Annotated in this window: 26 protein-coding genes; 9 read left to right on the forward strand and 17 right to left on the reverse strand. The window is 69.8% G+C overall.

Annotated features, from left to right (window positions below; all coding sequences use genetic code 11):
• Positions 1 to 24: 24 nt before the first annotated feature.
• The 7 genes from modC to RSP_RS21620 form a co-directional block, all read right to left on the reverse strand.
• Complete coding sequence (gene modC, locus RSP_RS21590; RefSeq protein WP_011836198.1) at positions 25 to 1131, reverse strand: molybdenum ABC transporter ATP-binding protein; 1107 nt, start codon at positions 1129 to 1131, stop codon at positions 25 to 27.
• A complete protein-coding gene (modB, locus tag RSP_RS21595) occupies positions 1128 to 1826 on the reverse strand; it encodes a molybdate ABC transporter permease subunit (protein ID WP_011840091.1) in 699 nt (232 codons plus the stop codon). Before modB ends, modC begins: the two co-directional genes overlap by 4 nt.
• On the reverse strand, positions 1826 to 2602 hold the full coding sequence (gene modA, locus RSP_RS21600; RefSeq protein WP_011836199.1) for a molybdate ABC transporter substrate-binding protein: 777 nt from the start codon (positions 2600 to 2602) through the stop codon (positions 1826 to 1828). The genes modB and modA overlap by 1 nt, the downstream gene beginning before the upstream one ends.
• Positions 2603 to 3136: 534 nt before the next feature.
• Positions 3137 to 3340, reverse strand: a complete 204-nt coding sequence (locus RSP_RS21605; RefSeq protein WP_002724678.1) for a TOBE domain-containing protein — start codon at positions 3338 to 3340, stop codon at positions 3137 to 3139.
• Between the two features lie 337 nt (positions 3341 to 3677).
• Positions 3678 to 4511: a ModD protein gene (gene modD / locus RSP_RS21610; protein WP_011836200.1), complete on the reverse strand. Its 834-nt coding sequence runs from the start codon at positions 4509 to 4511 to the stop codon at positions 3678 to 3680.
• Positions 4512 to 4550: 39 nt separating this feature from the next.
• Positions 4551 to 5339 (reverse strand): TOBE domain-containing protein, encoded by a 789-nt coding sequence (locus tag RSP_RS21615; RefSeq protein ID WP_011836201.1) that lies wholly within the window; start codon positions 5337 to 5339, stop codon positions 4551 to 4553.
• Positions 5340 to 5447: 108 nt separating this feature from the next.
• Entirely contained in the window at positions 5448 to 6152 is a 705-nt protein-coding gene (locus RSP_RS21620; protein ID WP_017140426.1) for a FadR/GntR family transcriptional regulator, read from the reverse strand.
• 190 nt (positions 6153 to 6342) lie between these two features.
• Here RSP_RS21620 and RSP_RS21625 point away from each other — a divergent pair, with 190 nt between their 5' ends.
• Positions 6343 to 7092, forward strand: coding sequence for a sulfite exporter TauE/SafE family protein (locus RSP_RS21625; RefSeq protein ID WP_011836202.1), 750 nt, complete (start codon positions 6343 to 6345; stop codon positions 7090 to 7092).
• Positions 7093 to 7131: 39 nt separating this feature from the next.
• On the opposite strand, the gene RSP_RS21630 is transcribed toward RSP_RS21625, so the two are convergent.
• Positions 7132 to 7992, reverse strand: a complete 861-nt coding sequence (locus RSP_RS21630; protein WP_011836203.1) for a glycoside hydrolase family 16 protein — start codon at positions 7990 to 7992, stop codon at positions 7132 to 7134.
• 408 nt (positions 7993 to 8400) lie between these two features.
• On the opposite strand from RSP_RS21630, the gene RSP_RS21635 reads away from it, so the two are divergent.
• The 4 genes from RSP_RS21635 (at position 8401) to RSP_RS21650 (ending at position 10890) form a co-directional block, all read left to right on the forward strand.
• The gene (locus RSP_RS21635) at positions 8401 to 9246 is read left to right on the forward strand and encodes a flagellin N-terminal helical domain-containing protein (RefSeq protein ID WP_002724684.1); all 846 of its coding nucleotides are present in this window, start codon (positions 8401 to 8403) and stop codon (positions 9244 to 9246) included.
• Positions 9247 to 9320: 74 nt separating this feature from the next.
• On the forward strand, positions 9321 to 9701 hold the full coding sequence (gene flaF / locus RSP_RS21640) for a flagellar biosynthesis regulator FlaF (RefSeq protein WP_012642306.1): 381 nt from the start codon (positions 9321 to 9323) through the stop codon (positions 9699 to 9701).
• Entirely contained in the window at positions 9698 to 10105 is a 408-nt protein-coding gene (gene flbT / locus RSP_RS21645) for a flagellar biosynthesis repressor FlbT (RefSeq protein ID WP_002724687.1), read from the forward strand. Before flaF ends, flbT begins: the two co-directional genes overlap by 4 nt.
• Positions 10102 to 10890, forward strand: coding sequence for a DUF1217 domain-containing protein (locus tag RSP_RS21650; protein WP_011836204.1), 789 nt, complete (start codon positions 10102 to 10104; stop codon positions 10888 to 10890). The genes flbT and RSP_RS21650 overlap by 4 nt, the downstream gene beginning before the upstream one ends.
• 282 nt (positions 10891 to 11172) lie before the next feature.
• Here the strand turns inward: RSP_RS21650 and RSP_RS21655 are convergent, their stop codons facing one another.
• From RSP_RS21655 to RSP_RS21675, 5 genes are read right to left on the reverse strand one after another with little or no spacing between them, the layout of a single operon-like run.
• Positions 11173 to 12201 carry an ABC transporter ATP-binding protein gene (locus RSP_RS21655; protein WP_011836205.1) on the reverse strand — a complete coding sequence of 343 codons (1029 nt, stop codon included), beginning with the start codon at positions 12199 to 12201 and terminating at the stop codon, positions 11173 to 11175.
• The gene (locus RSP_RS21660; protein ID WP_011836206.1) at positions 12201 to 13217 is read right to left on the reverse strand and encodes an ABC transporter ATP-binding protein; all 1017 of its coding nucleotides are present in this window, start codon (positions 13215 to 13217) and stop codon (positions 12201 to 12203) included. Before RSP_RS21660 ends, RSP_RS21655 begins: the two co-directional genes overlap by 1 nt.
• Before the next feature lie 49 nt (positions 13218 to 13266).
• Positions 13267 to 14442, reverse strand: coding sequence for a mandelate racemase/muconate lactonizing enzyme family protein (locus RSP_RS21665; RefSeq protein WP_011836207.1), 1176 nt, complete (start codon positions 14440 to 14442; stop codon positions 13267 to 13269).
• Between the two features lies 1 nt (position 14443).
• The gene (locus RSP_RS21670; protein ID WP_011836208.1) at positions 14444 to 15940 is read right to left on the reverse strand and encodes a M81 family metallopeptidase; all 1497 of its coding nucleotides are present in this window, start codon (positions 15938 to 15940) and stop codon (positions 14444 to 14446) included.
• Positions 15941 to 15957: 17 nt separating this feature from the next.
• Entirely contained in the window at positions 15958 to 16998 is a 1041-nt protein-coding gene (locus RSP_RS21675) for a succinylglutamate desuccinylase/aspartoacylase family protein (RefSeq protein WP_011836209.1), read from the reverse strand.
• A gap of 105 nt (positions 16999 to 17103) precedes the next feature.
• Between RSP_RS21675 and RSP_RS21680 the strand changes: the two genes are divergently transcribed.
• Together RSP_RS21680 and RSP_RS21685 are read left to right on the forward strand one after the other, a co-directional pair.
• Positions 17104 to 18285, forward strand: coding sequence for a mandelate racemase/muconate lactonizing enzyme family protein (locus tag RSP_RS21680; protein ID WP_011836210.1), 1182 nt, complete (start codon positions 17104 to 17106; stop codon positions 18283 to 18285).
• A 21-nt stretch (positions 18286 to 18306) separates the two neighbouring features.
• Positions 18307 to 19053: an SDR family NAD(P)-dependent oxidoreductase gene (locus tag RSP_RS21685; protein ID WP_011836211.1), complete on the forward strand. Its 747-nt coding sequence runs from the start codon at positions 18307 to 18309 to the stop codon at positions 19051 to 19053.
• 542 nt (positions 19054 to 19595) lie between these two features.
• On the opposite strand, the gene RSP_RS21690 is transcribed toward RSP_RS21685, so the two are convergent.
• The 4 genes from RSP_RS21690 to RSP_RS21705 all read right to left on the reverse strand — a co-directional run bounded on the left by RSP_RS21690 (position 19596) and on the right by RSP_RS21705 (position 23659).
• Positions 19596 to 20306 (reverse strand): SDR family oxidoreductase, encoded by a 711-nt coding sequence (locus RSP_RS21690; RefSeq protein WP_011836212.1) that lies wholly within the window; start codon positions 20304 to 20306, stop codon positions 19596 to 19598.
• A gap of 11 nt (positions 20307 to 20317) precedes the next feature.
• Positions 20318 to 21223 (reverse strand): ABC transporter permease, encoded by a 906-nt coding sequence (locus RSP_RS21695; protein WP_002724711.1) that lies wholly within the window; start codon positions 21221 to 21223, stop codon positions 20318 to 20320.
• On the reverse strand, positions 21213 to 22166 hold the full coding sequence (locus RSP_RS21700; RefSeq protein WP_011836213.1) for an ABC transporter permease: 954 nt from the start codon (positions 22164 to 22166) through the stop codon (positions 21213 to 21215). Before RSP_RS21700 ends, RSP_RS21695 begins: the two co-directional genes overlap by 11 nt.
• A gap of 80 nt (positions 22167 to 22246) precedes the next feature.
• On the reverse strand, positions 22247 to 23659 hold the full coding sequence (locus tag RSP_RS21705; RefSeq protein WP_227590695.1) for an ABC transporter substrate-binding protein: 1413 nt from the start codon (positions 23657 to 23659) through the stop codon (positions 22247 to 22249).
• On the opposite strand from RSP_RS21705, the gene RSP_RS21710 reads away from it, so the two are divergent.
• Both RSP_RS21710 and RSP_RS21715 read left to right on the forward strand, forming a co-directional pair.
• Positions 23616 to 24674, forward strand: coding sequence for a GntR family transcriptional regulator (locus RSP_RS21710; RefSeq protein WP_227590696.1), 1059 nt, complete (start codon positions 23616 to 23618; stop codon positions 24672 to 24674). The two genes, RSP_RS21705 and RSP_RS21710, sit on opposite strands and share 44 nt — an antisense overlap.
• A gap of 416 nt (positions 24675 to 25090) precedes the next feature.
• Positions 25091 to 25441 carry an SRPBCC family protein gene (locus tag RSP_RS21715; protein WP_227590697.1) on the forward strand — a complete coding sequence of 117 codons (351 nt, stop codon included), beginning with the start codon at positions 25091 to 25093 and terminating at the stop codon, positions 25439 to 25441.
• Positions 25442 to 25470: the final 29 nt, after the last annotated feature.

Consider the following 25470-nt stretch of genomic DNA (forward strand, 5'->3'; position numbering starts at 1 on the left):
CAGGCCCGGAGCGCGGGCGGAGCGTCAGGAGGGCTCGCCCGTCCCGCCCACATTCTCGGGCGCGACCGCCACCGTCTTCAGCACCGCATAGGCCCGCCGGCCGGGCGCGAGATCGAGAAGGCGCAGCGAGCGCCGCGTGATGCGCGCGAGCAGCGCCTCGCCCTCGACCGAGAGCCGCACCAGCGCATCCCGCTCGCCCGGCAGGATCTCCTCGATCCGCCCCGGCAGCACGTTCAGCGCCGAGATCCCCTGCGGCGGGGAAAGGGCCAGCATCACATCCTGCGCGAGGATCCGCAGGCGCAGCGGCGCGCCCTCGGGCAGGGCCTCGAGCGCGGGCGTGAGCGGCAGCCAGAGCGGGCCGCCGCCGCTGTCCAGCCGCACGAGCCCGTCGGCCTCGGCCGGGCCCCGCCGCGCGGCCAGAAGCGCGCCCGCCTCGCGGATGCCGAGCGCACGGGCCGCGGCCGGGCTCGAGAGCACCTGCGCGGCCGGGCCCGCCGCCACCACGCGCCCCGCCTCGAGCAGGATCACGGTGGTGGCCAGCCGCGCCACCTCGGCCACCGAATGGCTCACATAGAGGATGGGCAGATGCAGCTCGTCGCGCAGCCGCTCGAGATAGGGCAGGATCTCGGCCTTGCGGCCCTCGTCGAGCGCGGCCAGCGGCTCGTCCATCAGGAGGAGCCGCGGGTCCGACAGGATCGCCCGGCCGAGCGCCACGCGCTGCTTCTCGCCGCCCGAGAGCCCGCCGGGCCTGCGCGCCAGAAGCGTCCCGAGCCCCAGCATCTCGACCACCCGGTCGAAATCGGCCCGCCGCGGCCCCCGCGAGAACCAGCGCCCGTAAAGCAGGTTCTGCCGCACGCTCAGATGCGGCAGAAGCCGCGCATCCTGAAAGACATAGCCCACCCGGCGGCGGTGAGGCGGCAGCCAGAGCCCGGCCTCGGTGTCGAGAAGCCGCTCGCCCTGCGCCAGCACCCGGCCGCGGTCGGGGCGCAGGAGGCCCGCCACCGCATTGACCACGGTGGTCTTGCCCGAGCCCGAATGGCCGAAGAGGGCGGTGACGCCCGCGGGCGCCTCGAAGGCCGTGTCGAGGGCGAATTCCCCGAACCGGTGCTGCAGCGCGACCGAGAGCGTCATGCGCCGGCGATCCGGCGGGCGATCGCGCGGCTCAGCCATTCCGACAGAAGCAGCGCGGTCATGGCCACGAGGATCGCCACGAGCACGAGGCGGGCCGCGTTGCTCTCGCCGCCCGGCACCTGCAGGAAGCTGTAGATCGCCGAGGGCAGGGTCTGGGTCTGGCCGGGGATGTTCGACACGAAGGTGATGGTGGCGCCGAACTCGCCCATGGCCTTGGCGAAGGCGAGGATCGCGCCCGCCACGACCCCGGGCAGGATGAGCGGCAGGGTCACGGTCAGGAACACCCAGGGCCGCGAGGCGCCGAGCGTCGAGGCCGCCTGCTCGAGCCGGGGATCGACCGCCTCGAGCGCCAGACGGATCGCGCGGACCATGAGCGGAAAGCCCATGATCCCCGCCGCGAGCGCCGCTCCCGTCCAGCGGAAGGCGAAGACGATGCCGAACCACTGGTCGAGATACTGGCCCACGCTGCCCCGCCGCCCGAAGGTCATGAGCAGCAGATAGCCCGTGACCACCGGCGGCAGGATCAGCGGCAGATGGACGAGCCCGTTCAGCAGGGCCTTCCCCGGAAAGCGTCCGCGGGCGAGCGCCAGCGCCACGAGAATGCCGAAGGGCAGGCTCACGAGCGTGGCCACGGTCGAGACGCGCAGCGACAGGGCCACGGCGCGCCATTCGTCGGGGGAAAGCCAGTCGGTCATCACTTCAGGATCGTGAACCCCTGCGCCTCGAAGACGGCCGCCGCCTCGGGCGCGCCGAGCCGCTCGAAGAAGGCCCGGTCGGCCGCATCCTCTGCCCCGGTCAGCAGCGCTGCCGGATAGACGATGGGCGGATGGCTCCCGGCCGGGAAGGTGCCCACCACGCTCACGCTCTCGTCCGCGGCGGCGTCGGTGGCATAGACGATGCCGTAGGGCGCCTCGCCCGAGGCCACGAGCGCGAGCGTCGCGCGCACATTGTCGGCCTGCGCCACGGAGGGGGCCACCGCGTCCCAGATCCCCAGCGTCTCGAGCGAGGCCTTGCCGTACTGGCCCGCGGGCACCGCATCGACCAGCGCCATGGCGAGCTTCTCTTCGCCGAGGAGCCCCTTGAGATCGAAGCCCGGCCCGATCTCGACCGGAGCGGCCCCCCGGCCGTGGGCCACGAGCACGAGGCTGTTGCCCAGAAGATCGCGGCGGGTTCCCTCCGCCACGAGGCCCGCCTTCTCGACCTCGTCCATCCAGTTCACCGCGGCCGACAGGAAGAGATCGGCCGGCGCCCCCTCGATGATCTGCTTGGCCAGCGCGTTCGAGCCCGCATAGGAGATCGTGACGCTGTTGCCGCTGGCCGCCTCATAGTCGGCCGCGATCCGGTCGAGCGCGGTCTTGAGCGAGGCGGCGGCGAAGACCACAACCTCTTCGGCGGCCGCCGGCCGCGGCAGGGCGGCCGAGAGGACGAGGAGAAGGGCGAGCGCGGGGCGGCGCAGGGCGTGCAGATCCATGGGCGAACTTTCCGAACCTCTGACTGTCGGCACGGGCGGTGCGCGCCCGGCCGAACGTTATGTATTCGAACTACATATCACTCCGGGTGGCCGGGCGGCCGCAAGGGTTAATTTCTCGCCCCCCGGCCGGGGAGGCCCCGGGGCTCCGCGGAACGCCCTCGGGACGCGCGGCGCGCGGCACCGCTGCCCGCGGGCTCCGGGCGCTCCCCCGAGGCCGCCCGCAGGGGCCGGGCCCACCTCGCGCCGCGGGCCGCGCGGGCGCCGGGGTTCGGCGCTTCCCGTCGGCCCGGGCTGCGACGGCGGGCCGCAGCCTGCGCCGGAGGCTCCCACGCGGGCCGCGACTGGGCTCCGCCCGGCGAACGGGCATTCCGCCCAACCCTTGGGCGCTGCGCGAGAATCGGGGAAGGCGCGGGTCCGGAAGCGCCTTCCCGGAACGGCACGGGGCGCCACAAGGCGCCCCGGTCGAGGTCCGGGCGGCCGCCCGAGGAGGATCGGACCGTCCCCGCTGCGTGGGTCCCCGGGACCCGGGCGGGCTTACTTGCCGACCATCACATCGGAGGATTTGATGATCGCACAGGCCTCGTCGCCCACCTTGAGCGCCAGATCCTCCACGGCCTCGTTGGTGATGGCCGCGGTGATGATGGTGCCGCCGACATCGATGCGGACATGGCTCGTGACGGTGCCGGCGATCACATCGACCACTTTCCCCGAGAGCACGTTGCGGGCGCTGATTTTCATGATGGTTCCTTTCCATGGACAGGCCGCGCTCCCGCGGCCGGGGGCGTGCCAGAAGCCCCTTTGCCGAAGCTGCGCCCGCGGGCGGGGGCCCGGCAACGGGGTCCGGGCGCGGCCTGCCGCCGCGGGCGCCGCCGCGAACGCTTCAAAAGCCGCGGAGGCCGCCCGCGGAATGCCTCTGGCGATCGGGTGGCCGCGCTCTCGCCGGGCAAACCCGGACAGCACCGGAGGATGACCGTCCCGCAGAACGGAAGGCACGCGCCCGGCACGGCGGAGACCGCGCGGCCCCGGGCCTTCCCCCGGGCCGGAACGGGCGCCCTTCGGGGCCTTCCCCGACCGTTCAGGCGGGCTCCAGCGTCACCGCCACGTCCCGGGGCGGGGCCTGATAGGGCGCCGAGGTCACCAGCACCTGCGCCCCGGCCGCGGCATAGGCCGCCGCATTGCCCGGATGGATGCCGCCCGCCGCGGCGATCCGCACGGGGCGGCCCTCCAGCGCCCGCACCGCCTCGGCCACCGCCTCGGGCGGGAATTTCTCGAGCTGGATCACATCCGCCCCGCCCTCCGCCGCAGCCTCGGCCGCGGCGAGCGAGGTCACCTCGACCACGAGGTGCTTCTCGGGGCAGGCGGCACGCAGCCGCGCGAGCTGCGCCCGCAGGTCGCCCGCCGCGAAGGGGCTGTGCTCGGGAAAGAGCAGCACCGTGTCCGACAGCCCGGTGCGGTGCAGCGTGGCGCCCCCCGCCGTCACCGCCTTGAAGGCCAGCGCCCGCGTGCCAGGCACGGTCTTGCGGGTGCAGGCCACCACCGTGCCGGGCGCGCCCTCGGCCGCGGCCCGGACGAGGGCCCCGGCCGCGGTGGCAAGCCCCGAGGCCCATTCCATCAGCGTCTGCGCCACCTTCCAGCCCGCGAAGAGCGCCTCGGCCGGGCCCTCGACGGCGAGGATCGGCGCCCCCGGCGCCCGCTCGGCGCCCGAGGGCGCCGCGATCTCGGCCCGGGCGCCCAGAAGCGCGAAGATCCGCGCCGCCTCCTCGACGCCCGCCAGCACCATCGGATCGCGCGCGGCCATCCGGAGCCGCCCGGGCGCGGGCCCGATGCCGAGCGCCCGGCTGGTCAGGTCGCCATGGGGCAGGTCTTCCTGCAGGAGCGCGAGGAGCGCGCGGTCGTCGAGAAGAAACATGGGAACGGGTCCTGTCACGGGAAGGGAAGGGGGCGGCCCTCAGGGCAGCGCCACGATCACATGGCTCGCCTTCACGAGCGCGGTCGCCCGGTCGCCCGGCTGCAGCGCCAGCGTCTCGGCGCTCTCGCGGGTGATGGTGGCGGCGAGCGTCTTGCCGCCGCCCAGATCCAGCACGATCTCGCTGTTCACCTGCCCGTCGGTGCGGCTGGCGACCGTGCCGCCCAGACGGTTGCGCACCGAGAGCTGCGCGAGTTCGTCGCCGCGGGCGAGGATCACGAAGCTCGACTTGACCAGCGCGAAGACCTCGGCGCCGGGACTGAGGCCCATGTCGGCCAGGCTGCGCTCGGTGATGACGGCGGTGAGGATCTGGCCGCCGCCGAGATCCATCTGCACTTCGGCGCTCACCTCGCCCTGGGTCAGGGCGGTCACGGTGCAGCGGTAGACGTTGCGGGCCGAGGTCTTCATCATCAGGCTCCAGAGAATGTCGGCGGGATGGAGGGCCAGGCGGGTCTCGAGGGTGGACAGAACGCGCGAGAGCCCGTCCTCGATGGCGGCGAAGGCCGCGATCACCTGCTCGCCCTCGGGCGTGACGAGGGCGCCGCCGCCCGTCCGTCCGCCGGGCGCCGCGGTGACGACGGGGCGGGCGAAGAGGTTGTTCATCGCCTGCACCGCATCCCAGGCCGCCTTGTAGGACAGGCCCACCTCGCGCGCCGCCGCCGCGATCGAGCCCGTGCGCCCGATGGCTGCGAGCAGCGCCACCCGCTCCGCCCCCATCCGCGCCTGTCCCGGCCGCTCGACCGTCAGCGCCCCCCTCAGTCCCTCCGGCATCGGCCCCTCCGATATATATGCTGAATGCATAACGACCTTAGCGCGCCCCGCGCGGGGGCTCCAGTGCTCCGGTCGCGGCGGGAGCGGCGGTCCTGCGGCGGGCCGGGGTCAGCCCTCGGCCGCCTCCGGGGCCGGCGGCAGGCCCATGGCGGCGCAGATCGTGGCCAGATGGGTGGCCATTGCGCGGTGCGCGGCCGGCCCGTCGCCCGCGGCGATGGCCTCGACCACCCGGGCATGCTGGTCGACATGGGCATGGGTGAATTCCTCGACCCCCACCCGGCGGTAGGTCCGGTCCCATTCCCGCTGCCAGACCGCCCGGCAGCGCGCGCCCGAGAAATGCCGCAGGAGCGCGATCAGCAGCGGATTGCGCGCCACCTCGGCGATGGCGCGGTGGAAGGCGTCGTCGGCCCGCTCGCAGGCGGCCCGGTCGCGCGCGGCCCGCCCCTCGGCCAGCCGCCGCCGCAGGAGCGCCACATCCTCGGCGCTCCGCCGCGCCGCGGCCGCCGCCGCCACCGGCGGCTCGAGCAGCAGCCGCGCATCCATCAGATCGGCGGGCGTCGCCGCCTCGAGCAGCAGCGCATCCCGCACCGGCCGGCCGAGCGGCGCCCGGCCGCGGAAGGTGCCCTGTCCCACATGGCGCCAGATCCGCCCCTCGGCCTCGAGCGCGGCCAGCGCCGTCCGGAGCGTCTCGCGGCTGCAGCCCACCAGATCCTTGAGCGCGCGCTCGGGCGGCAGCCGGTCGCCCGCGGCCGGGGCCCGCTCCTCGAGGATCCGCCAGAGCCGGTCCCGCGCCTCCTGCCGTCCCATCCGCATCGCGCCCCTCCGTCCGGACCAATTTGCAGACCAATCCCGCGGCGTGACAAGAGACGTTCGTCCGCTCCCGTTCGATCCCGCCCTCTCGCTTCCCGCGCCGGCCCATCCGCTCCCGCCCCGCCTGATCCTGCCCCGCCTGATCCTGCCCCGGCCGCGCCCGGCCCATCCCGATCCCCTCCGGAGGTTCTCCATGCTCGCCATCGCCCTCCTCACCCTGACAGGCCTTCTCGCCGGAGCCCTCAATGCCGTGGCGGGCGGCGGCACCTTCCTCAGCTTTCCCGCCCTCGTCTGGCTCGGCGTGCCGCCGGTCATGGCCAATGCGACGGCGACCCTCACGGCCATGCCGGGCTATGTGGGCAGCGCCTGGGCCTTCCGGCGCGAGCTGCAGGCGGAAGGGGCGCTCGGGCTCCGCGCCATCCTCGGCGTCTCGGCCCTGGGCGGGCTCGTGGGGGCGGGGCTCCTCCTCGTCACGCCGGGCGAGGCCTTCACGGGGATCGTGCCCTGGCTCCTGCTGGCCGCGACCCTCCTCTTTGCGGCGGGACCGCGGCTGCTGGCGGCGATCCGGGCGCGGGGACAAGGCGGGGTAGGACCGCTTCCCGCGGCCCTCGCGCTCTGCGCGGTCGCGGTCTACGGCGGCTATTTCAACGGCGGGCTCGGGATCATGCTGCTCGCGGTGCTGGGCCTCGTGGGCTTCACCGACCTGCATGCGATGAACGGGCTGAAGAACCTGCTCTCGGCGCTCCTGTCGGTGATCTCGGTGGCGACCTTCGCCTCGGCCGGGCTGATCGCCTGGGACAAGGCGCTGGTGCTGGCGGCGGCCACGGCGGTGGGCGGCTATGCGGGCGCGCATCTGGCGCGCAGGATCCGCCGGACGGGCCCGCTGCGCCTCGCCATCGTCGCGGTGGGGGCGGCCATGACGGTGGCCTTCTTCCTGGCCTGAGCCTGCCGCGACCCGCTCCGGGGCCGCGGCAGGGAGCCGTCAGGCGCGCAGCGCGTGGAGGCGCAGCGCGGCACCGCCCGCATAGTCGGCCGCCTCCCAGCCCGCCCAGGCGCCGTGGTGCTCGACCGAGCAGAGGATCTGCATCGGCGTCTCCATCTCCCAGGTGGCGCCGGGCACGTCGGCCGGGGTGAAGCGCGCGACCTGCGCCCCGTCGATCCGGAAGGTCACGGCCCCAGCATCCTGGGCGATCTCGTAGCGGTGGACGCCCGCCGCGAGCGGCACCAGCACCTTCTCGGACGAGACCGTGCCCCCGCCCGCCTTCGGCATGTGGATGCCCACCGCCCAGACCGGCTGGCCGTCCTTCTTGATCAGCTCGAAGTCGAACTCGCGGGCCGTCCGGGCATAGGTGAAGAAGGCGCAGACGGCGCCCGGATCGACCACCTCGAGCAGTGCGCCCCAGGGACCGGTGGTTGGGGCGGGCCGGTTGAGCTGCAGCACGCCCGAGCGCGGCGGGGTGCCGTCCACATGTTTCAGGAGCACCGATCCCGCGCTCTCCCACTGGCAGAGCGAGGGATCGCCCATCGTGCCCGCGCCGCCGAGCCAGGTGGTCATGATGAGCTCGTCCACCGCCCAGTCGGCCGCATCCCCGCGGGCGCGGCGGAAATCGCCCGCGCGCCGGTAGCCCGTGGGCAGGGTCACCGGATCGGGGCTGCCGTCGGGCCCGGAGGCGCCGGTCGCGGCCAGCGCCACGGCCATGGCCGACAGCCGGTCCTCGAGCGCCGAGACCCGCACCGTGACGGGGAGGAGATCGGCCGGGGTGCCGGCGGGCGCGGCCTCGAGCGCCGCAAGGCGGGCCGAAAGCCCGTCGAGAAGGGGGGTGAGGTCGGGATCGATGGCCATGAAACTCTCCTTCGGAATGGATGGTCGGCCCCGCGACGGCGGGCTCCGTCGAGGCGCCTCGAGCGGCGGTGCGGGGCAGGGCGGCCCGCTCCCCGGGACGGGGCCGGACCGGCAGGGCAGAAGGAACCACGGGGGACGCTAAGCCCCGCTGAAGCCGGCGCACGCTGCCTCCGCCGGGCCCGCCCGGGATCCCGCTCATTTTGCACAAATGAGAAGGAGGACCCGCCCCGGCGACGGGGTCGCGTTAGCGGATCCTTCACCGGGTTCGGGCAAGCCTCACGGGGCGCATCTCCCGAGGCGGCGTGGCAGCGGCAGGGCCGCGAACCACGGGGTCAGAACGACTCGACGCGCCGCAGTTGCTGCGGCGGAACCCAATGACGCCGAGCGTCCATTCGAAAGGTGACAGCAATGTCCAGCATTCTGACCAACACCAGCGCCATGGTTGCGCTGCAGACCCTGCGCAGCATCAACAGCGGCCTCGCCAAGACACAGGACGAGGTCTCGACCGGCAAGGCCGTGGGCTCGGCCAAGGACAATGCCGCGATCTGGTCGATCGCCAAGGTGATGGAGACCGACGCCTCGAGCTTCAAGGTCATCGGCGACCAGCTGGCCGTGGCCGAATCGACCCTCGCCGTGGGCGTGACCGGTGCCGAACAGGTGGTCAGCCTTCTCAAGGAGATGAAGGATCTGGCCGCGGGCGCGGCCAACGACACGGCCGATTTCGCCAAGGTGCAGGCCGCCATCACCGCCAAGAGCGACCAGATCACCGCCGTCATCAACGGCTCGCAGCTCAACGGGATCGCCCTGCTGAAGACCGACATCAACGGGTCGGGCGGCACCGCCTACGACGTGCTGGCCTCGCTCGACCGCACCAGCGGCACGGTGGCCACCAGCGCCGTCTCGATCACCGTGGCCGGCCCCGACTTCGAGGCCAACGTCAATGCGGCCGGCGTCACCGCCGTGGCCGACAAGGCCTCCGCCCTGACGGCGGTGGGCGAGATCGAGGCGCTGATCGACACCGCGATCCAGGGCGCCGCCACCCTCGGCGCCGCCGCCTCGCGCGTGACCGACCAGAAGGGCTTCGTGAGCAAGCTCGTCGACTCGCTCAAGAACGGGATCGGCTCGATGGTCGATGCCGACATGGAGGCGGCCTCGGCCAAGCTGCAGGCGCTTCAGGTCCAGCAGCAGCTGGCCACCCAGTCGCTGTCGATCGCCAACCAGGCGCCGCAGAACATCCTGACGCTGTTCAAGTGAGCCCGCCGGGCCGGAGCCTCGCGCTCCGGTCCCCCCGGTAGAGCAAGACGCTCCCTGACACGGAAGGACAGAACGTGAATGCTTCCACGATGGCCCGAACCGCCTACAGCGCGGCGCGCCAGGGTTCGGCCCGCACGCCGCGCTCGACCGAATATGCGCTTCTGGCCAAGGTCACAGCCCTCCTGAAGGAGACCGACCGCCACGACGCCCTGGCCTTTCCCGCCCTCGCCCAGGCGATCGAGCAGAACCGCAAGCTCTGGCTGCGCTTCGCCCTCGATGTGGCGCATCCCGACAACGAGCTTCCGCGCGATCTGCGGGCGCGGATCTTCTATCTCTACGAGATCGTCCAGCAGCATTCCGCGCGGGTACTGGCACACCGGGCCGACACCGGCCTGCTCGTCGACATCAACAGGGCGGTGATGCGCGGGCTCGCCGGACAGGGAGGCGGATCATGAGCGGCCTCGTCCTCCGGCTCGGGCCGGGCGAACGGGTGATGATCAACGGCGCGGTGATCGAGAACGGCGACCGCCGCTCGCGGATCACGGTCATGACGCCCAATTCCGTCATCCTGCGCCAGCGCGACGCGATCCGCCCCGAAGAGGCCAACACGCCGGTCCGGCGGATCTGCTACATGGCCCAGCTCGTCCTGTCGGGCGATGCGACCTTCGAGGACATGAAGCCGCAACTGCTGCGCGGGATCGAGCAGCTGAGCCAGGTCCTGACCGATCCCGACAGCCGCGCCCAGCTCGGCGTGGCGACCGAGGCGGTGCTGGCGGGTCATCACTACCAGATCCTGAAGGCGCTCCGCAGCCTGCTGCCGCGGGAGGCCCGGCTCTTCGCGGTGGCGGGCGACCGATGAGCTTCCAGCCGGTCCTGCCTCTGACAGGCTATGCCGGCTGGCGGTTCCTCGGCCGCACGATGGAGCGTCAGCGCGACAGCCACGACCAGAGCCAGCAGGTCCAGCGGGAGGTCGCCTATTTCGCCGAAAAGATCGGCACGGTCCGCACCCCCGAGGATCTCGTCTCCGACTATCGGCTGCTCAAGGTGGCGCTCGGCGCCTTCGGGCTGGGGGAGGCCATCAACGGCAAGGCGCTGATCCGCAAGGTCCTGAACGAGGGGGCGGCCGACAAGGGGGCGCTCGCGAACCGGCTCTCGGACAAGCGCTGGCTGGCCCTCGCCAAGGCCTTCGACTTCGGCGGGGCCTCGGGGGCCGGGACGGGGACGGCGGGCTTCGCCGACCGGATCGCCGGGCAATATCGCACGCAGAGCTTCGAGGCGGCGATCGGCGAGGTCGACGCCAACCTGGGCCTCGCCCTCACCCTCGATCACGAGATGGCGACGCTCGCCTCCGACGACATGAGCGAGGAGGCCAAATGGTTCAGCGTGCTGGGCTCCACCTCGCTCCGGGCGGTGTTCGACGGCGCCTTCGGCCTGCCCAGAGAATTCGCGGCTCTCGATCTCGACCGCCAGGTCGAGATCTACCAGGACAGGACGGCGCGGATGTTCGGCAGCGGATCGGCCTCGCAATTCGCCGCGGAGGACAAGCGCGAGACCCTGATCAAGACCTTCCTGATCCGCGCCGATCTGGGCTCCATGGGCCCGGCCCCTCCCGGCCGGATCGCCCTGACCCTGCTCGGCGGCTGATCCGCCGCCACCCGCGCGGCGGAGGCAGGACCGCGGGATCCGGGGCAGCCTCGCTGCCGGCGGCCAGGCCCCTGCGGATCGGCCGGTGCGAGCGGAGCAGTAAAGCCTGCCGAGCGGCCCTCGGTCCGGGACGCGCAACAGCGGCCACGTTGAGCCGGCAGCCCCCGGGTGGTGCCGGTCGGGATAATGACGCCTCGGGGCGCCTGACAGACCCTTATCCGATGGACCCTTCCGGGGATCACGGAAGATCCTGCCGATCAGCGCGCCCACCTCGACATGTCGTCACCCTCCCATGGCGCCGACAGTCTTGCCAGGATCCAGGGAGGCACGATCGCTGCCGGGGAAATGGCAGGCGGCGAACTGGCCAGGGGCTTCAACAGGCATCAGCGGTGGCGGTGTGGTCCTGCATACCGGTTGCGCCAGCGGGCAGCGGGTGTGGAAGCGGCAGCCGGGCGGCGGATTGGCCGGGCTGGGAAGATCGCCCTTGATCGCGGCAAAGCGCGTCTTGCCGCGATTGCGCGACGGCGATGCCCGCAGCAGCGCCGCCGTATAGGGATGCGAGGGCGCGTCAAAGATCTGATGCTTGCTGCCCATCTCGACCACCTGCCCGAGATACATCACCATCACCCTGTCAGAGATATGCCGGATCACGCCGAGATCGTGGCTGATGAACAGATAGGTCAGCCCGAGGCTTTGCTTGAGATCCTGCAGCAGATTGAGGATCTGTGCCTGAATCGAGACATCCAGCGCCGAAGCCGCCTCGTCGCAGACGATGAAGCGCGGGTTCAGCGCCAGGGCGCGGGCGATGCAGATCCGCTGGCGTTGCCCGCCCGAGAACTCATGGGCGAAGCGCGCCGCATGGTAAGGAGCAAGCCCGACCAGATCTAGCAGCTCATCGAGCCGGGCCTGCCGGGAGGCCGGTGTGCCGACGCCATGGATGACCAGCGGCTCGACAATCAGCTCGCCCACCGTCATGCGCGGATTCAACGCTCCGAACGGGTCCTGAAAGATGATCTGCATGTTGCGGCGCATGGCGCGCATCCGGGCGGCGTCCAGCCCGCCCAGATCGGTACCGTCGAACTCGACCTTCCCCGACGTGGCCTCGAGCAGCCGCAGCACCATGCGGCCGAGCGTGGTCTTGCCGCAGCCGCTTTCACCCACGACACCGAGCGTTTCCCCGGCCCGCACGTCGAACGAGACCCTGTCGACCGCCCGCACGACCCGGGGCGCCCCGCCGAGCCAGCCGCCTCCCGAGGAGAATTCCTTGCGCAGATCCTGCACACGCAGCAGCGGGGGAAGAGGGTCTTGCATCACGGGGCTCCTGCAGGAGTGATCTCGTCCAGCCGCAGGCAGGCGGCGCGATGGTCGGGACCGCATGCCAGCAGCGCTGGTTGGGCAAGGCGGCAGCCGGCGGCGGCATGGGCACAGCGCGGCTCGAAACGGCAGCCCGGCGGTGGATCGAAAGCCGGCGGCACCGTCCCGGGGATCGCATAGAGCCGGTCGGTGTCCACCTCGCTGGAGGGGATGGAGGCCAGCAGCCCGCGGGTATAGGGATGGCGCGGCGCATCGAAGACCGCACCGGCCGGCGCCTCTTCGATCACCCGGCCGGAATACATGATCATCACCCGGTCGGCGAAGGACGAGACGACCCCGAGGTCATGGGTGATCATCACCGTACCCATCCGGTACTCTTCCTGCAGATCCTGCAACAACTCGAGGATCTGGGCTTGAATGGTGACATCGAGCGCGGTGGTCGGCTCGTCGGCGATCAGGACCCGCGGCTGGCAGGCCAGCGCCACGGCAATCATCGCGCGTTGCCGCATGCCGCCCGACATCTGATGCGGATAGTCATCGACACGCTGCGCCGCCGCCGGAATGCCGACCCGCCCCAGAGCGTCGATGGCACGGGCGCGCGCCACACGGCGACCGACCCCTTCGTGGCGGATCACTGTCTCGATGATCTGCTCGCCCACCGTCAGCACCGGATTGAGCGCCGTCATCGGTTCCTGAAAGATCATGGCGATGGCGCTGCCGCGCAGCTGCTCGCAGCGCCGCTCGGTCGCCTGCAACAGATCCTCGCCCAGAAGGCGCAACCGGCTGGCGGTGATCGCGGCCTCCTTCGGCAGCAGGCGCATGATCGCCAGGGACGAGACGCTCTTGCCGCTGCCGGATTCCCCGACCAGCCCGACGACCTCGCCCTCGTTCAGGGTCAACGAGACCTTGTTGATGATCGGCACGCCGCCGATGCTGACCGAGAGATCCGCCACTTCCAGCAGCGGGGCCGGTCCGGCAGCGGGGGAGGCAGGGGAAGGGGCATGTTGGGTCATGGGCTTGATCGTATACGATTATACGATTCTTACAAGGAATTTTCTCGGTTCAAAGCTGCGGCGTGCGGTAGATCAGCTGTCCGCCGATGCGGATCTCGGTCTCGACCAGGTAGCGGCGCAGCGCGGACGCAGCCACCTGCAGCCCCAGCCCCGGTGCTTCCGGAGCCCGGATCAACCCCTCGGCATCGGGCCGGATGTGATCGCCGGTGATATCGAGCGCCAGTTGCTGCGGGGCGGCGGGATATTCGCAGATGCGGTCGGCCTCGAGCCCGGCAAAGGGCTGCAACGAGGCGGAGAGCGCCAGATGCGAGGTGAAGGTATGGTTGACATAGGTGATGCCGCGCGCCTGCGCCGCATCGGCCACCCGCTTCGCCGGACCGAGCCCTCCGATGCGGCCGCAGTCGATCTGGATGAAGCCGATACGGCCGTAATCCATCAGATGCTGCGCCATATGGAAGTTGTGCGCCGCCTCGCCGCCGGCGATGCGGACACGGGCACCGCGCCCGGCCAGAGCGGCATGGGCGGCCAGCGCGCCCGCATCGAACGGCTCTTCGAGCCAGAGCACCCCGGCGGCATCGAGCGTCGGCAGGCGCGCAGCGGCAGCCTCGACATCCTCTCCGAAGATCTGGCCGACATCGACCATCAGGTCCCCGTCCGGGCCCAGCCCTTCGCGCGCGGCCATGATCTGATCGGCGTCCGCCGCCACAGTGCCGCGCCCGATCGGACCCCAGCCGAATTTGACGGCTGCAAAGCCATCGCGCCGCGCGGCGCGGGCCCGCTCGAGTGTCTCCTGCGGCGTATCGCCGAACAGCAGCGAGGCGTAGGGCCTCTTGCCATGGCTGGCGCTGTAGCCCAGCAGGGCCCATGCCGGGGCCGAGAGCCTGCGGCCCAGCAGATCCCACAGCGCCATCTCGATCCCCGACAGCATATGCGGCGCCTGCAGCAGGTCCATCGAGTTATAGCCGACCAGCGCCGCAATGCGGGCGATATCGTCCGGCCCGTCCAGCCGCTGACCGAGCACGGAGTCCGAGACCGGACGGCAGACACCGTGCGATTTCGGACAGACGAAGGCGGCGATCGAGGGCAGCGGCGCCGCTTCGCACTCGCCCCAGCCGATATGTCCGCCGGCCGCCACCCGGACCAGCAGCGCATCCTGACTGCCATCGGCGGCATCGGTCACCTCGGGCATCGACAGATAGAAAAGGTCGACGGCATCGATCTTCATGTCAGCTCCGGTCTGCGCGCAGATGGGCCGTCGCGCGCGGGGTGAAATCGGTCAGGGGATCGAGCGGGAACATCGGCCGGGCGCAGATCCGGTGCCCGAGGCTGGCCAGATCCGCCGAGGTCGATCCCGGCGTGTCGATGTTGAAGTTGCGGGTGACCCAGGCGTCATACATGTGGTGTTCGGTATGGGGCGACTTGACCACGATCAGGTCGAAATCGGCCGGATCCAGCCCGTTGGCGTAGTAGATCGCCCGGTCGAAGAGCATGGCGGGCAGGCTCATCGCGACGACGGTGACGGTGCCGAATTCGAGCACGGCGCAGCGCCCGGCGTTCAGCGGTGTCTTCATGGTCTCGAGCCGGGTCAGGCCGTCCGACAGGAGCCGCACCCGCGCAGTGACCTCCAGCGGCGTGAAACGCGCAGGATCCATCCGCCCGCCGAGCGTGACCGGGATCTCGGCCCCCACCCCGGCCCTGTGGGCGGCCTCGGCGGCCTGCGGATCGACGATCTGCGCCAGCACCCGACCCGGATAGTCCGCAGCCAGCAGCCCGCGCAGGATGGCATTCGAATCGCCGCTCGCCCCCGAGGAGGTCGCGTCGGCTGCATCGGTGAACACGACCGGGCCGGTCAGTGTCCGCGCTTCGGCAACGGCGTCGGAAAGACCGATCAGACGGCCCTGCATGCGATGGCGCAGGGCCCAGAATGCCGCGGCCAGCCGCTCGGCCTCGGCCCGGCCCCGCAGAGGGTCATCCGTGGTGAGGACGACCTGAGAGCAGAGTTCCGGCGCATCGGTGAAGGGATTGCCGATCATCAGGCCGGCCGCCAGCACCATGCCATCGGCTTCGAGACGCCGGCATTCGCGGATCAGGTCGCCGTAGCAGCCGGTCGCGGTGATCAGTTCGTCGCCGCGCACCAGCGCCGGGATCACCGCCCGGACGATGCTGGCGGGGCGGCGGGCTGTCAGCCGGTCCAGCAGAAGCCGCGCCGCACGCGCGCCGGTATCGGCGAAATCGACATGCGGATAGGTGTGATAGACGGCGATGCCATCCACCTGTGCAATCATCCGCTCGGTCAGGATGCCGTGCAGATCGAGCGAGATGATGATCGGCCGATCCGGTCCGGCAAGCGCGCGGATCTGCGCGAGCAGCCAGCCCTCCGGATCGGGCTCACCCACTGCCCCCATGGCCCCGTGCAAGCTGACATAGATGGCGTCCGCGCCGCCCACCCCCGCCCGCACCCGGTCGAGGATCTGCGCCGACAGCCGCGCCCAGCCCTCGGCCGACAGGATGCCGGCACTGTCGGCGCGGGCGGCAACGGTCGGGATCAGCGTGACGCCGGGCGTGGCCTCGAGCACCGAGAGCGCGCCGCCGATGGCGGTGTTGCGGCCGCGATGCTGGAAGAGATCCTCCCCCTCCTCGATATGGAACAGCTCATAGTCGGACGGCACCGGATTGAAGGAGGAAATCTCCTGCATGCATTCGACGATCAGGATGGCGGGCATGGCGGCGCTCCGGTGATTCAGTGTTGGGGCCAGGTGTCGTTGTAGTCTTCCATCACCACCGCGACGGCATCGCCCCGGGTGACACGGCCGGGGCCGGCTCCGAACCAGACGATCCCGTCGCGCCGATAGAGAAGTTCGAGCGGGGCGGTATCGACATCCTCGACGAAGTGGATCCAGCCGGCGGTCTCGCCCGTCCGGACCTCTTCGCCCACATAATGCGTCGGCTCGAAGAGGCCTGTGCGCGGGGCCATGACATAGGCATCCGCCTCGCGCACCATCATGTGCCGGGTGCCGGCCGCGCCCCCGCGCTGCGCCGTCTCGGGCGTGCCCTCGATGACGCCCATGTGCTTCAGGACATTGAGGATACCGCGCTTGCCGATCCGCACGCCCTCGATGTTCACCCGGCCCCATCCGCCCAGTTCGGTGCCGAGCGAGACGATGCCGCGCCTTTCGACGCAGGAGGTGAAGGTCGAGCCCTCGTCCACACCGCCGAAAACGACATTGTGCGGCGCACCGAAGGCTTCGGCGGCAGCCAGTGTCCGGGCCCGCAGCGCCGGATCCGCAAGGTAGTGCATGTTGGTCGAGGGGGTCGAGTCGTAGGAATGCCCCGCCGTGTGCATGTCGACCGAGATATCGGCCATCGGCAGGATCACCGAGTCCAGAAAATGCGCCAGCATCTGGCTGAACGTGCCCCGGGGATCGCCCGGGAAGCAGCGGTTGATGTCCCGGCCGTCGACGGGCGAAAGGCGGGTGTCCGACTGGATCGCCGGCATGTTCACCGCCGGCAACATGATGACGCGGCCCTGCACCTCTTCGGGACGCAGGCGGCGGGCAAGGTCGGAAATCGCGATCTGACCTTCATATTCATCGCCATGCACGCCGCCTGTCAGCAGCACCGTCGGACCGCTGCCGTTCTTCACCACGGTGATCGGGATCTCGACCGTGCCCCAGCCGGAATTGTTGCGAGACAGCGGCGCGCGGGCGTAGCCGGCCTGCCGCCCGTCCCTGTCGAAGTCGATGTCACAGGCAATCCGGCTCTTCGCCTCAGAGTTGGCCATCGGTCCCTCCCAAACTCTCTTGTTTCGCAAGATTGTATACGATAATACGGTTGTCAAGGCAGCCGCCGCCCTCGATCCAGATTTCCGCGCAAGAGGTTTTTGCAGATGACATCCACCGCCTTCGCCCCGCGCAGCCTTGCGCCGGCCCGCATCACTGCCGTGCGCGTCGCCCCCCTGCTGGGCGAGAGTCCGCAGGGCGGGTGGAGCCATGAGATCAAGGCGGACGACAGCGTGCATGCGCTGATCGCACTGCACACGGATGCCGGCATCTCGGGCTATGGCAGCGTCTTCACCAATGGCGCGCTGGTACAGGCGGCGGCGGATGTTCTGACACCGCTGCTGCTGGGCGAGAATGCGCTGGAACCCGACCGCATCGCCGAGAAACTGCACCAGAACACCTTCTGGATGGGGCGCGGTGGCTCGATCACCCACACGATCAGCGGCATCGATATCGCCATGTGGGACATCCTTGGCCAGGCCACCGGCCTGTCGGTGGGGCGGCTCCTGGGCGGGCGGCACCGCGACCGGGTGCAGCCCTATTGCTCGCTGCTGATGGACATGCCCGAGCGGATGGAAGCGGTGATCGCCCCGCACCGCGCGGCGGGGTTCCGCGCCTTCAAGATCGGCTGGGGGCCGTTCGGCCGGCGCGGCGATGCCGGACTCGACCGCGCCATCATCGACGCGGCCCGCACCGCGGTCGGTACGGATGCCCAGCTTCTTGTCGATGCCGGGGCCTCGGATGCCTATTGGCCGAACGGTCTGAAATGGGCGATGAACACCGCCGCCATGCTGGCCGACTACGATGTCGGCTGGTTCGAGGAAGCGCTGCCGCCCGATGCGATCGAGGATTTCATCGCCTTGCGTCGTATGAGCCCGGTGCCGATCGCCGGCGGCGAGGTGCTGACGCGGCGCCAGAGCTTCGCCCCCTGGCTGGTGCGCGGCGCCTTCGACATCGTGCAGCCCGATGTGACGAAGGTCGGCGGCATCAGCGAGCAGCGCCGCATCGCTTGGATGGCGCGCGATTTCGGCATCCGCTACGTGGGCCACGGCTGGAACACCGCCTTCGGTCTGGCGGCCGATCTGCAGCTGGCCGCCGCCATGCCCGACTGCACGCTGGTCGAATATATCGGCGGCTCGGCCTATGTCGACCGGCTGACCACACGCCCCTTCGCCCTCGATGCCGAGGGCATGCTGGCGATCCCCGATCTGCCCGGCCTCGGCGTCAGCCCCGATCCGGCACTGCTGGCGCGCTATACGCCCGACCCGGAGAAATTCTTCAGCGCCTGAACAGGCAAAGGGAGGACGACGATGAACCAGATCGATCTGGCCGGCCGCGTGGCCGTGGTGACGGGCGGCGCGCAGGGGATCGGGCGCGCCGTGGCCGAGCGGCTGATCGCCTCGGGGGCGCGGGTCTGCCTGTGGGACCGCGACGCCGGGCGGGCCGCGGCGACGGCGGCCGAACTGGGCGGGAACAGCTTCTTTCAGGTGGTGGATCAGGTGGATTTCACGGCGGTAAAGGCCGCCGCCGACGCCACCGAAGCCACGGGCGGCCGGATCGACATCCTGATCGCCAACGCGGGCATCGCCGGCAGCAATGCGCCGGTCGCCGACTACCCGGTCGAGGAATGGCACCGCATCATCGATATCAACCTGAACGGTGTCTTCCATTGCTGCAAGGCGGTGGTGCCCGGCATGAAGGCCCACGGATACGGGCGCATCGTCACGGTCGCCTCGATCGCCGGCAAGGAAGGCAATCCCAATGCGGCCGCCTATTCGGCCTCGAAGGCCGGGGTCATCGCTTTGACCAAATCGCTGGGCAAGGAGGTCGCCGGCCAGGATATCGCCGTCAATTGCGTGACCCCGGCCGCCGCCCGCACGCAGATCTTCGACCAGATGGCGCAGAGCCACATCGACTACATGCTGTCGCGCATCCCGCGCGGCCGCTTTCTGGATCTGGACGAGGCCGCGGCGATGATCGCGTGGCTGGCCAGTGCCGAGAACAGCTTTACCACCGGTGCCGTCTTCGATCTCTCCGGCGGCCGGGCCACCTATTGAGAGAGTGACATGAAACCTGTCGGAGACGGGCCCGCAGGGCAGGAGACGCCCGGAAGGCTCGATGCCGATGGCGCGCTGCGCGCGCTCTCTGGACTGGGTCGATGACATCGCCGGAGCGGCGCCGCGGCCCGCGGGGCGGGCGCGGCTCCGCGCCCTCGGCCCTGCGGCCTTGCCCGCGGTTGCGGGCACTCCTCGCACAGGCCCCCGTGCCGGGCGCGGGGGGCAGGTCATCTGCATCGGGGTGAACCGAACCGACCACGCCGCCGAAGCCGGTCCGGCGGTTCCGGCCGGGCCGGCGATCTTCATGAAGGCGACGGGCACCATCTGCGGCCCGGAGGACACGATGCCGATCCTGCGACGCGCGCAAGACCGGCCGGGAAGTCGGGCCGGACGGCGTCATCGGCCATGGCGGCACGCGCCAATGCCACGGCGCCTGTCGCCGGCTATTGCGTCACGCGCGATGTCTCGGAACGGGCTGACGGCGGAACGGCCCCGGAGACATGCTCTCGGGGCCGTTTGTCTTGCAGAAGGGCGGCCGTCGGTCAGATCGTCCAGCCGCCATCGATCGCGATGGCCTGCCCTGTCGTATAGCCCGAACAGGCCAGCCAGAGCGCGAGATCGGCGATCTCTTCCGGCGTGCCCAGCCGACCCATCGGCTGGCGGGCAACGAAGGCCGCACGGGCGGCCTCCGCATCGCCTGTGGCGCCGAGCCTCTCGCGCAGGCTGGGGCTCTCGACGGTTCCGGGGCAGATCGCATTGCAGCGGATGCCTCTCGAAACGAAATCCGCTGCAACCGATTTGGTCAATCCGATCACCGCCGCCTTGCTGGTGCCATAGACGCAGCGGTCGGGCGCCCCCTTGAGGCTGCTGACCACCGAGGCGATGTTGACGATACTGCCCGAGCCCGCCGCCAGCATTCCGGGCAGCACCGCCCGAATGGTGCGGATCGTGCCCCTGAGGTTGATGTCCAGCGCCAGATCCAGCTCGGCCTCGGTCTGATCGAGTATCGTGCCGCCATGCACGACGCCGGCGCAGTTCACGAGCACATCGACCGGGCCGAGCCCCGCGACCAGGGCCTCCACCGCCGCCCCGTCGCGCACATCGAGCGCATGGCACTCGGCCGCCAGCCCATCCAGAAGCCGCGCATCGCGGTCGCTGGCCAATACCCGCGCGCCGGCGGCCAGGAAACGCTCGGCGCAGGCGCGGCCGATGCCCTGCCCGGCCGCCGTGATGAGGACGGTCTTTTCCTGCATGTCTCCCGTCCTCATGAGCGGCGGGCACGCATCCGCGGGTCCAGCACATCGCGCAACCCGTCGCCCATCAGGTTCAGTCCCAGCACCGCCAGGGCGATCACCAGACCGGGGAAGAAGGCGATCCAGCCGGCTTCCTGCAGATAGGTGCGGCCGTCGGAGATGATATTGCCCAGCGAGGGGGCGGGCGGCGGGGGTCCTACTCCGAGGAAGCTGAGGATCGCCTCGGCCAGGATCGACACCGCAAAGACAAAGGTCAGCTGCACGATCAGCGGAGAGAGCGCGTTGGCGAGGATATAGCGCAGCACGATGCGCATATGCCCGGCTCCGACGGCCACGGCCGCCTCGACATAGGGCAATTCGCGGATCACAAGCACGCTGGCCCGCATGATGCGGGCGGTGCGCGGCGTGAAGGTGATGGTCAGCGCAATCACCGCATTCATCAGCGAGGGACCGAGGGCGGCCGCCAGCGCGATGGCCAGCAGCACCCCGGGAAAGGCCATCAGCCCGTCCATCACCCGCATCAGCCCGTTGTCGAGCCAGCGGACATAGCCGGCCAGCAGCCCCAGCACGATCCCCATTATTCCGGTGGCCAGCACCACCGCCAGTCCGATCCCCAGCGAGATCCGCGTGCCATGGATCACCCGGCTCAGGATATCGCGGCCGAAGACGTCGGTGCCGAACCAGTGCTGCGCCGAGGGCGGCATCAGCAGGGCACGGTAATTGTTCTTGTTCGGATCGTAGGGCGCGATCAGATCGGCCAGCAGCGCCATCAGCACGATCAGGGCAAAGAAGGCGAAGCCGATCTGGAACGAGCGGTGGCGGAACAGCCGGCGCAGCAGCGCCCCGGCGGCGGTCAGCCGGGCCGAGCGAGGGGCGGCCGGGCCGCCGGCGGTCGGATCGAGAGAACTATCGGTCATTGCGCACCCGCGGGTCGAACCAGCCATAGGCCAGATCCACCAGAATATTGACGAAGACGAAGAGCGAAGCGGTGATGAGCAGCCCGCCCTGAATGATCGGGAAATCGCGGCGCTGGATTGCGCCGATGATCAGACGGCCCACCCCCGGGAGAGAGAAGACGGACTCGATCACCACCGCGCCACCGAGCAGCACCCCGGTCATCACGCCGATCACGGTGATGACCGGCACCAGCGCATTGCGCAGCGCATGTTTGAAGACCACCGTATGGCGCCGCATGCCCTTGGCACGGGCGGTGCGGATATAGTCCTGCCCCATCACCTCGAGCATCGAGGAGCGCGTCATCCGGGCGATCACCCCCATCTGGGTGAAGGCCAGCGCCAGGGACGGCAGCGCCATCGAGCGCGCCCAGCCGAGCGCATCCTCGGAGAAAGGCACATAGCCGCCGGTCGGGAACCAGGCGAGCCCCACCGAAAAGACCGAAATCATGATCAGCCCGAGCCAGAAATCCGGCACCGAAAGGCCGATCAGCGCCACCGACATCGTGCCCTGATCGACCCAGCTGTCATGCCGGATCGCCGCCAGCACACCCAGCAGCACGCCGAGGACCACCGCCAGCACCAGCGCCAGCCCGGCCAGCGACAGCGTGACGGGCAGCCGTTCCAGCACCGCATCGGTGACCGACATGTTCAGCAGATAGGAATGCCCCAGATCGCCCTGCAGCAGGTTGCCGTACCAGCGCAGCGCCTGCTGATACAGCGGCTGGTTCAATCCCAGCTGGTCGCGGATCACGGCGCGCTGCTCGGCGGTGGCCTCGGCCCCTGCAAGCTCGGCCGTCACATCGCCCGGCACGATGGCGATGATGGCAAAGGTCACCAGCGATACCACGAAAAGCACCGGAACCGCGCTGACCATCCGTCGGATCAGAAACCTCAGCACTGTCATTCTCCTGTCCTGACGGGCGGTGGGTCGCCCGCGCCATTGGCTGTGCCCGGGCGCGCATCGGCCGCGCCCGGGCCGGTCACTCAGTCGGCGAACCAGACGTTGTAGACGCGCGGGAAGCGGAAGGGACGGAAGCCTTCGACCTTGGCGCTCGATGCCTGCATCAGCCCGGTCTCCCCCAGTTTTATGACCGGGGCAAAGGTGTCCAGGCGCTGCTGGATGCGGGCGAAGACCGCCTTGCGCGCAGTCAGATCGGCCGTGTCGACCAGTTCGGCATAGAGCGCATCCAGTTCCGGGTCGGCCTTTCGGAAATGGGTGGCCGGTCCGGCGAAGGTGGAGATCAGCGCCTCCGGCCCCAGATAGGGCTCGATCCCCATGGTCAGCGTCCAGGCCGACCAGCCGGTGTCCTGCAGACGGATCTGCAACGCCGTCGGCCAGTCGACCTGATTGATGACCACATTCACGCCGATGGCGCGCAGCTGCTCGGCGATCACGACCGCCGCCTTGTTGCGCTCGGGGCCCTGGGTATCGGTCAGGATGGTGAAGGGCTGGCCGGAATAGCCCGCCTCGGCCAGCAGCGCCCGGGCGCGGTCGAGATCGGCGACGTTGTAGCGGTCCTTGCCGATCTCGCCCGCGTCATAGGTCGTCCCCTCATACATCCAGCCATGGTAGAGGTTGAACAGCCCTTCGGTGGCGATCGCCATGATCTCCTCGGAGTTCAGCGCGATCTGCACCGCCTCGCGGAATTTCGGATTGTCGGCCGGCGCTTCGTTGAGGTTGAAAATGAAGACGAGGAAGGCCCAGGGGCTGTTCTCATAGACCTTCATCTCGCTGTTGCCGGCCAGACGCCTCGCGGTCGGCACCGGGATCTGCTCCAGCAGCTGGACCTCGCCGGCCTCGAGCGCCGCCACCGCTGCCCCCGGCTCCGGGATGACGCGGAAGGTGACGCTGTCGAGATAGGCGGTCTTCTTGCCGCCGAAGCCGTCGATATCGGCATGGGTCTCATCCGCGGCGTAATCGGCGAACCGCTCCAGCCGGACGTGGCTGTCGGGGACATATTCGACGAATTTGTAGGGGCCGGTGCCGATCACCGCGATCTCGTTCGCGGGCTTTCCGGCCTCTTCGGCGGGAATGATGACGGCCGGGGCGCGGGGAGAGGCAAAGGCTTCGAGGAAACCGGGAAAGGGCTTCTCCATGGTCAGCGTGACCTCGAGCGGCCCGCTGGCCTCGATGCTCGTCACTCCCGCCAGCATCGAGGCGGTCCCGCCGATCGCCTTGTAGCGCTCCAGCGAGGCACGGACATCCTCGGCCCCCATCTCCTTGCCGTTGTGGAACTTGACCCCGGCGCGCAGCGGAAACCTGTAGGTGAGCCCGTCCTCCGAGATCTCGACCCCGGTGGCAAGGATCGGGATCGGCACGATGGAGTCCGAGAAGCCGTACAGGGTCTCGTAGATGTTCATCGTGATGTTGCGCGACATCTGCGAGGTGGTGACCATCGCATCCAGGCTGGGCGGATTGGAGGCCTGGGCCACGATCAGATCGCCGCCCATGCTCTGGGCATCCGCGGTGCTGGCGCTCAAACCGATGAACAGCGCCGCACCCGTGGCCATAAGCATGCGCCAGAGGCTGATTTTTGGCATTCCGCGTTCCTCTCTGTTATGGGCGGACTTGTCGGTGCTGAACTGCCGGCATCTGTCCAGGATGGACGGCATGGTAAAACTCAGCTATCGTATGATCGTATACAATGCTATCATGCAGTCAAGAAGTTCGAGTCAAGAGATGCACGCGAAAGACACACAACCCGGAACTGATGCCCTTCCCCGGCTTGCGCCGCTGGAGGCCCGCACCCTGGTGGACCAAGTGGTGGATGCGATTGTCGAGGCCACCGCCACCGGTGCGTTCCTGCCCGGCGACCGGATCGTCGAGGCCGAGGTGGCCCGCGCGCTGAATGTCAGCCGCGTCCCGGTGCGCGAGGCGCTTCGGATCCTCGAGAGCCAGGGCATCGTGGTGAACGAGCGCTATCGCGGCATGCGGCTCATGGATGTCTCAGCCGACCGGCTGGAGAAGATCCTCAAGGTGCGTAACGCATTGGAAACGCTTGCGGCCCACGAGGTCCTTGATCTCAAGCCGGAGCATCCCGACATTCTGAGCCCGCTTGAGGCCCGGGTGCGGGAATTGCATGCCGCAGTGGCGGCTGGCGATTCCTTTGGAGTCGCGCGGCTGGACACGGAATTCCACCGCACCCTGTGCAAGATCTCGGGCAATGGTGTGCTGCTGCAAAGCTGGGAGCCGTTGTCGCGGCAGCTGACCATCATCTTCGGCCTCTCGACGCTGCAGAAGCCCATCGAATCCATCGCGCGGGAACATGACGACGTGCTGGATGCGCTGCGCGCAGGCGACCGGGCCGCGGTGACCGAGATGATTCGGGTCCATATCCTCGATTATAGCCGCGAGTTGGATTACGAAGGACTTGTCCGTGCCCACAGGTTCGGCCGCAGGGCAAAGGAATGATCACGGCGTTGTTGGGTGACGCGTGGCCTCTCTGGTTCAACCCCGGCATCTGATGGACCGGGTCCAGGATGAACCGATCGGGCTTCTGATGAATTGCCGGGCGGCCGATTTCCGTCATTTGACCGGATGGTCAGGAACGCCTGCGCGATAATCCGGAATTCCTGCCCATGGAAACCCAGCTGGTGCAGTCCTCCATGTCAACGATCCTTGACTTGTCCGATGCATATGCGGTGCAGCTCAGGCCTGAGGCACGATGGCCCCTTTCCCCTTCAGCATGAGGCCCCGCGGACGAAATTGCTGGCGCCAACGCGGGAGACGCATCTGCTCGAAACCCTCGGGCCATGCGGCGAAGCTGGTCTGCCCCTATCATCAATGGACCTACAGAGACGGACGGGCGGCTGCTCTGGGCCCGCGACATGGGCCCGGAATTCGAGCCCGCCCGCCACGGGCTGAAGCCCGTCGCCTGCGAGATCGCCGCGGGCATGGTCTTCCTCTGCCTCGCCGCGGATCCGACCGATTTCTCGGAGGTGAAGGCCGCCGCCGACCGCTATGCCGCGCCGCACCGGCTTGACGAGCTGAAGGTCGCGCACCGCTCCTCGATCCTCGAGAAGGCGAACTGGAAGCTGGTGATGGAGAACAACCGCGAGTGCTATCACTGCGCCGGGTCGCATCCCGCGCTCTGCCGCACCTTCAACGACGATCCCGACCTCGTGGGATCGGACGACAGCCTGTACTCGCCCGAGGGCGCCGACCATGTGGCACGCTGAGAGGCGGCGGGGTTGCCCTCGAGCTATCT

The organism is Cereibacter sphaeroides 2.4.1 (assembly GCF_000012905.2).
Lineage (GTDB): Bacteria > Pseudomonadota > Alphaproteobacteria > Rhodobacterales > Rhodobacteraceae > Cereibacter_A > Cereibacter_A sphaeroides.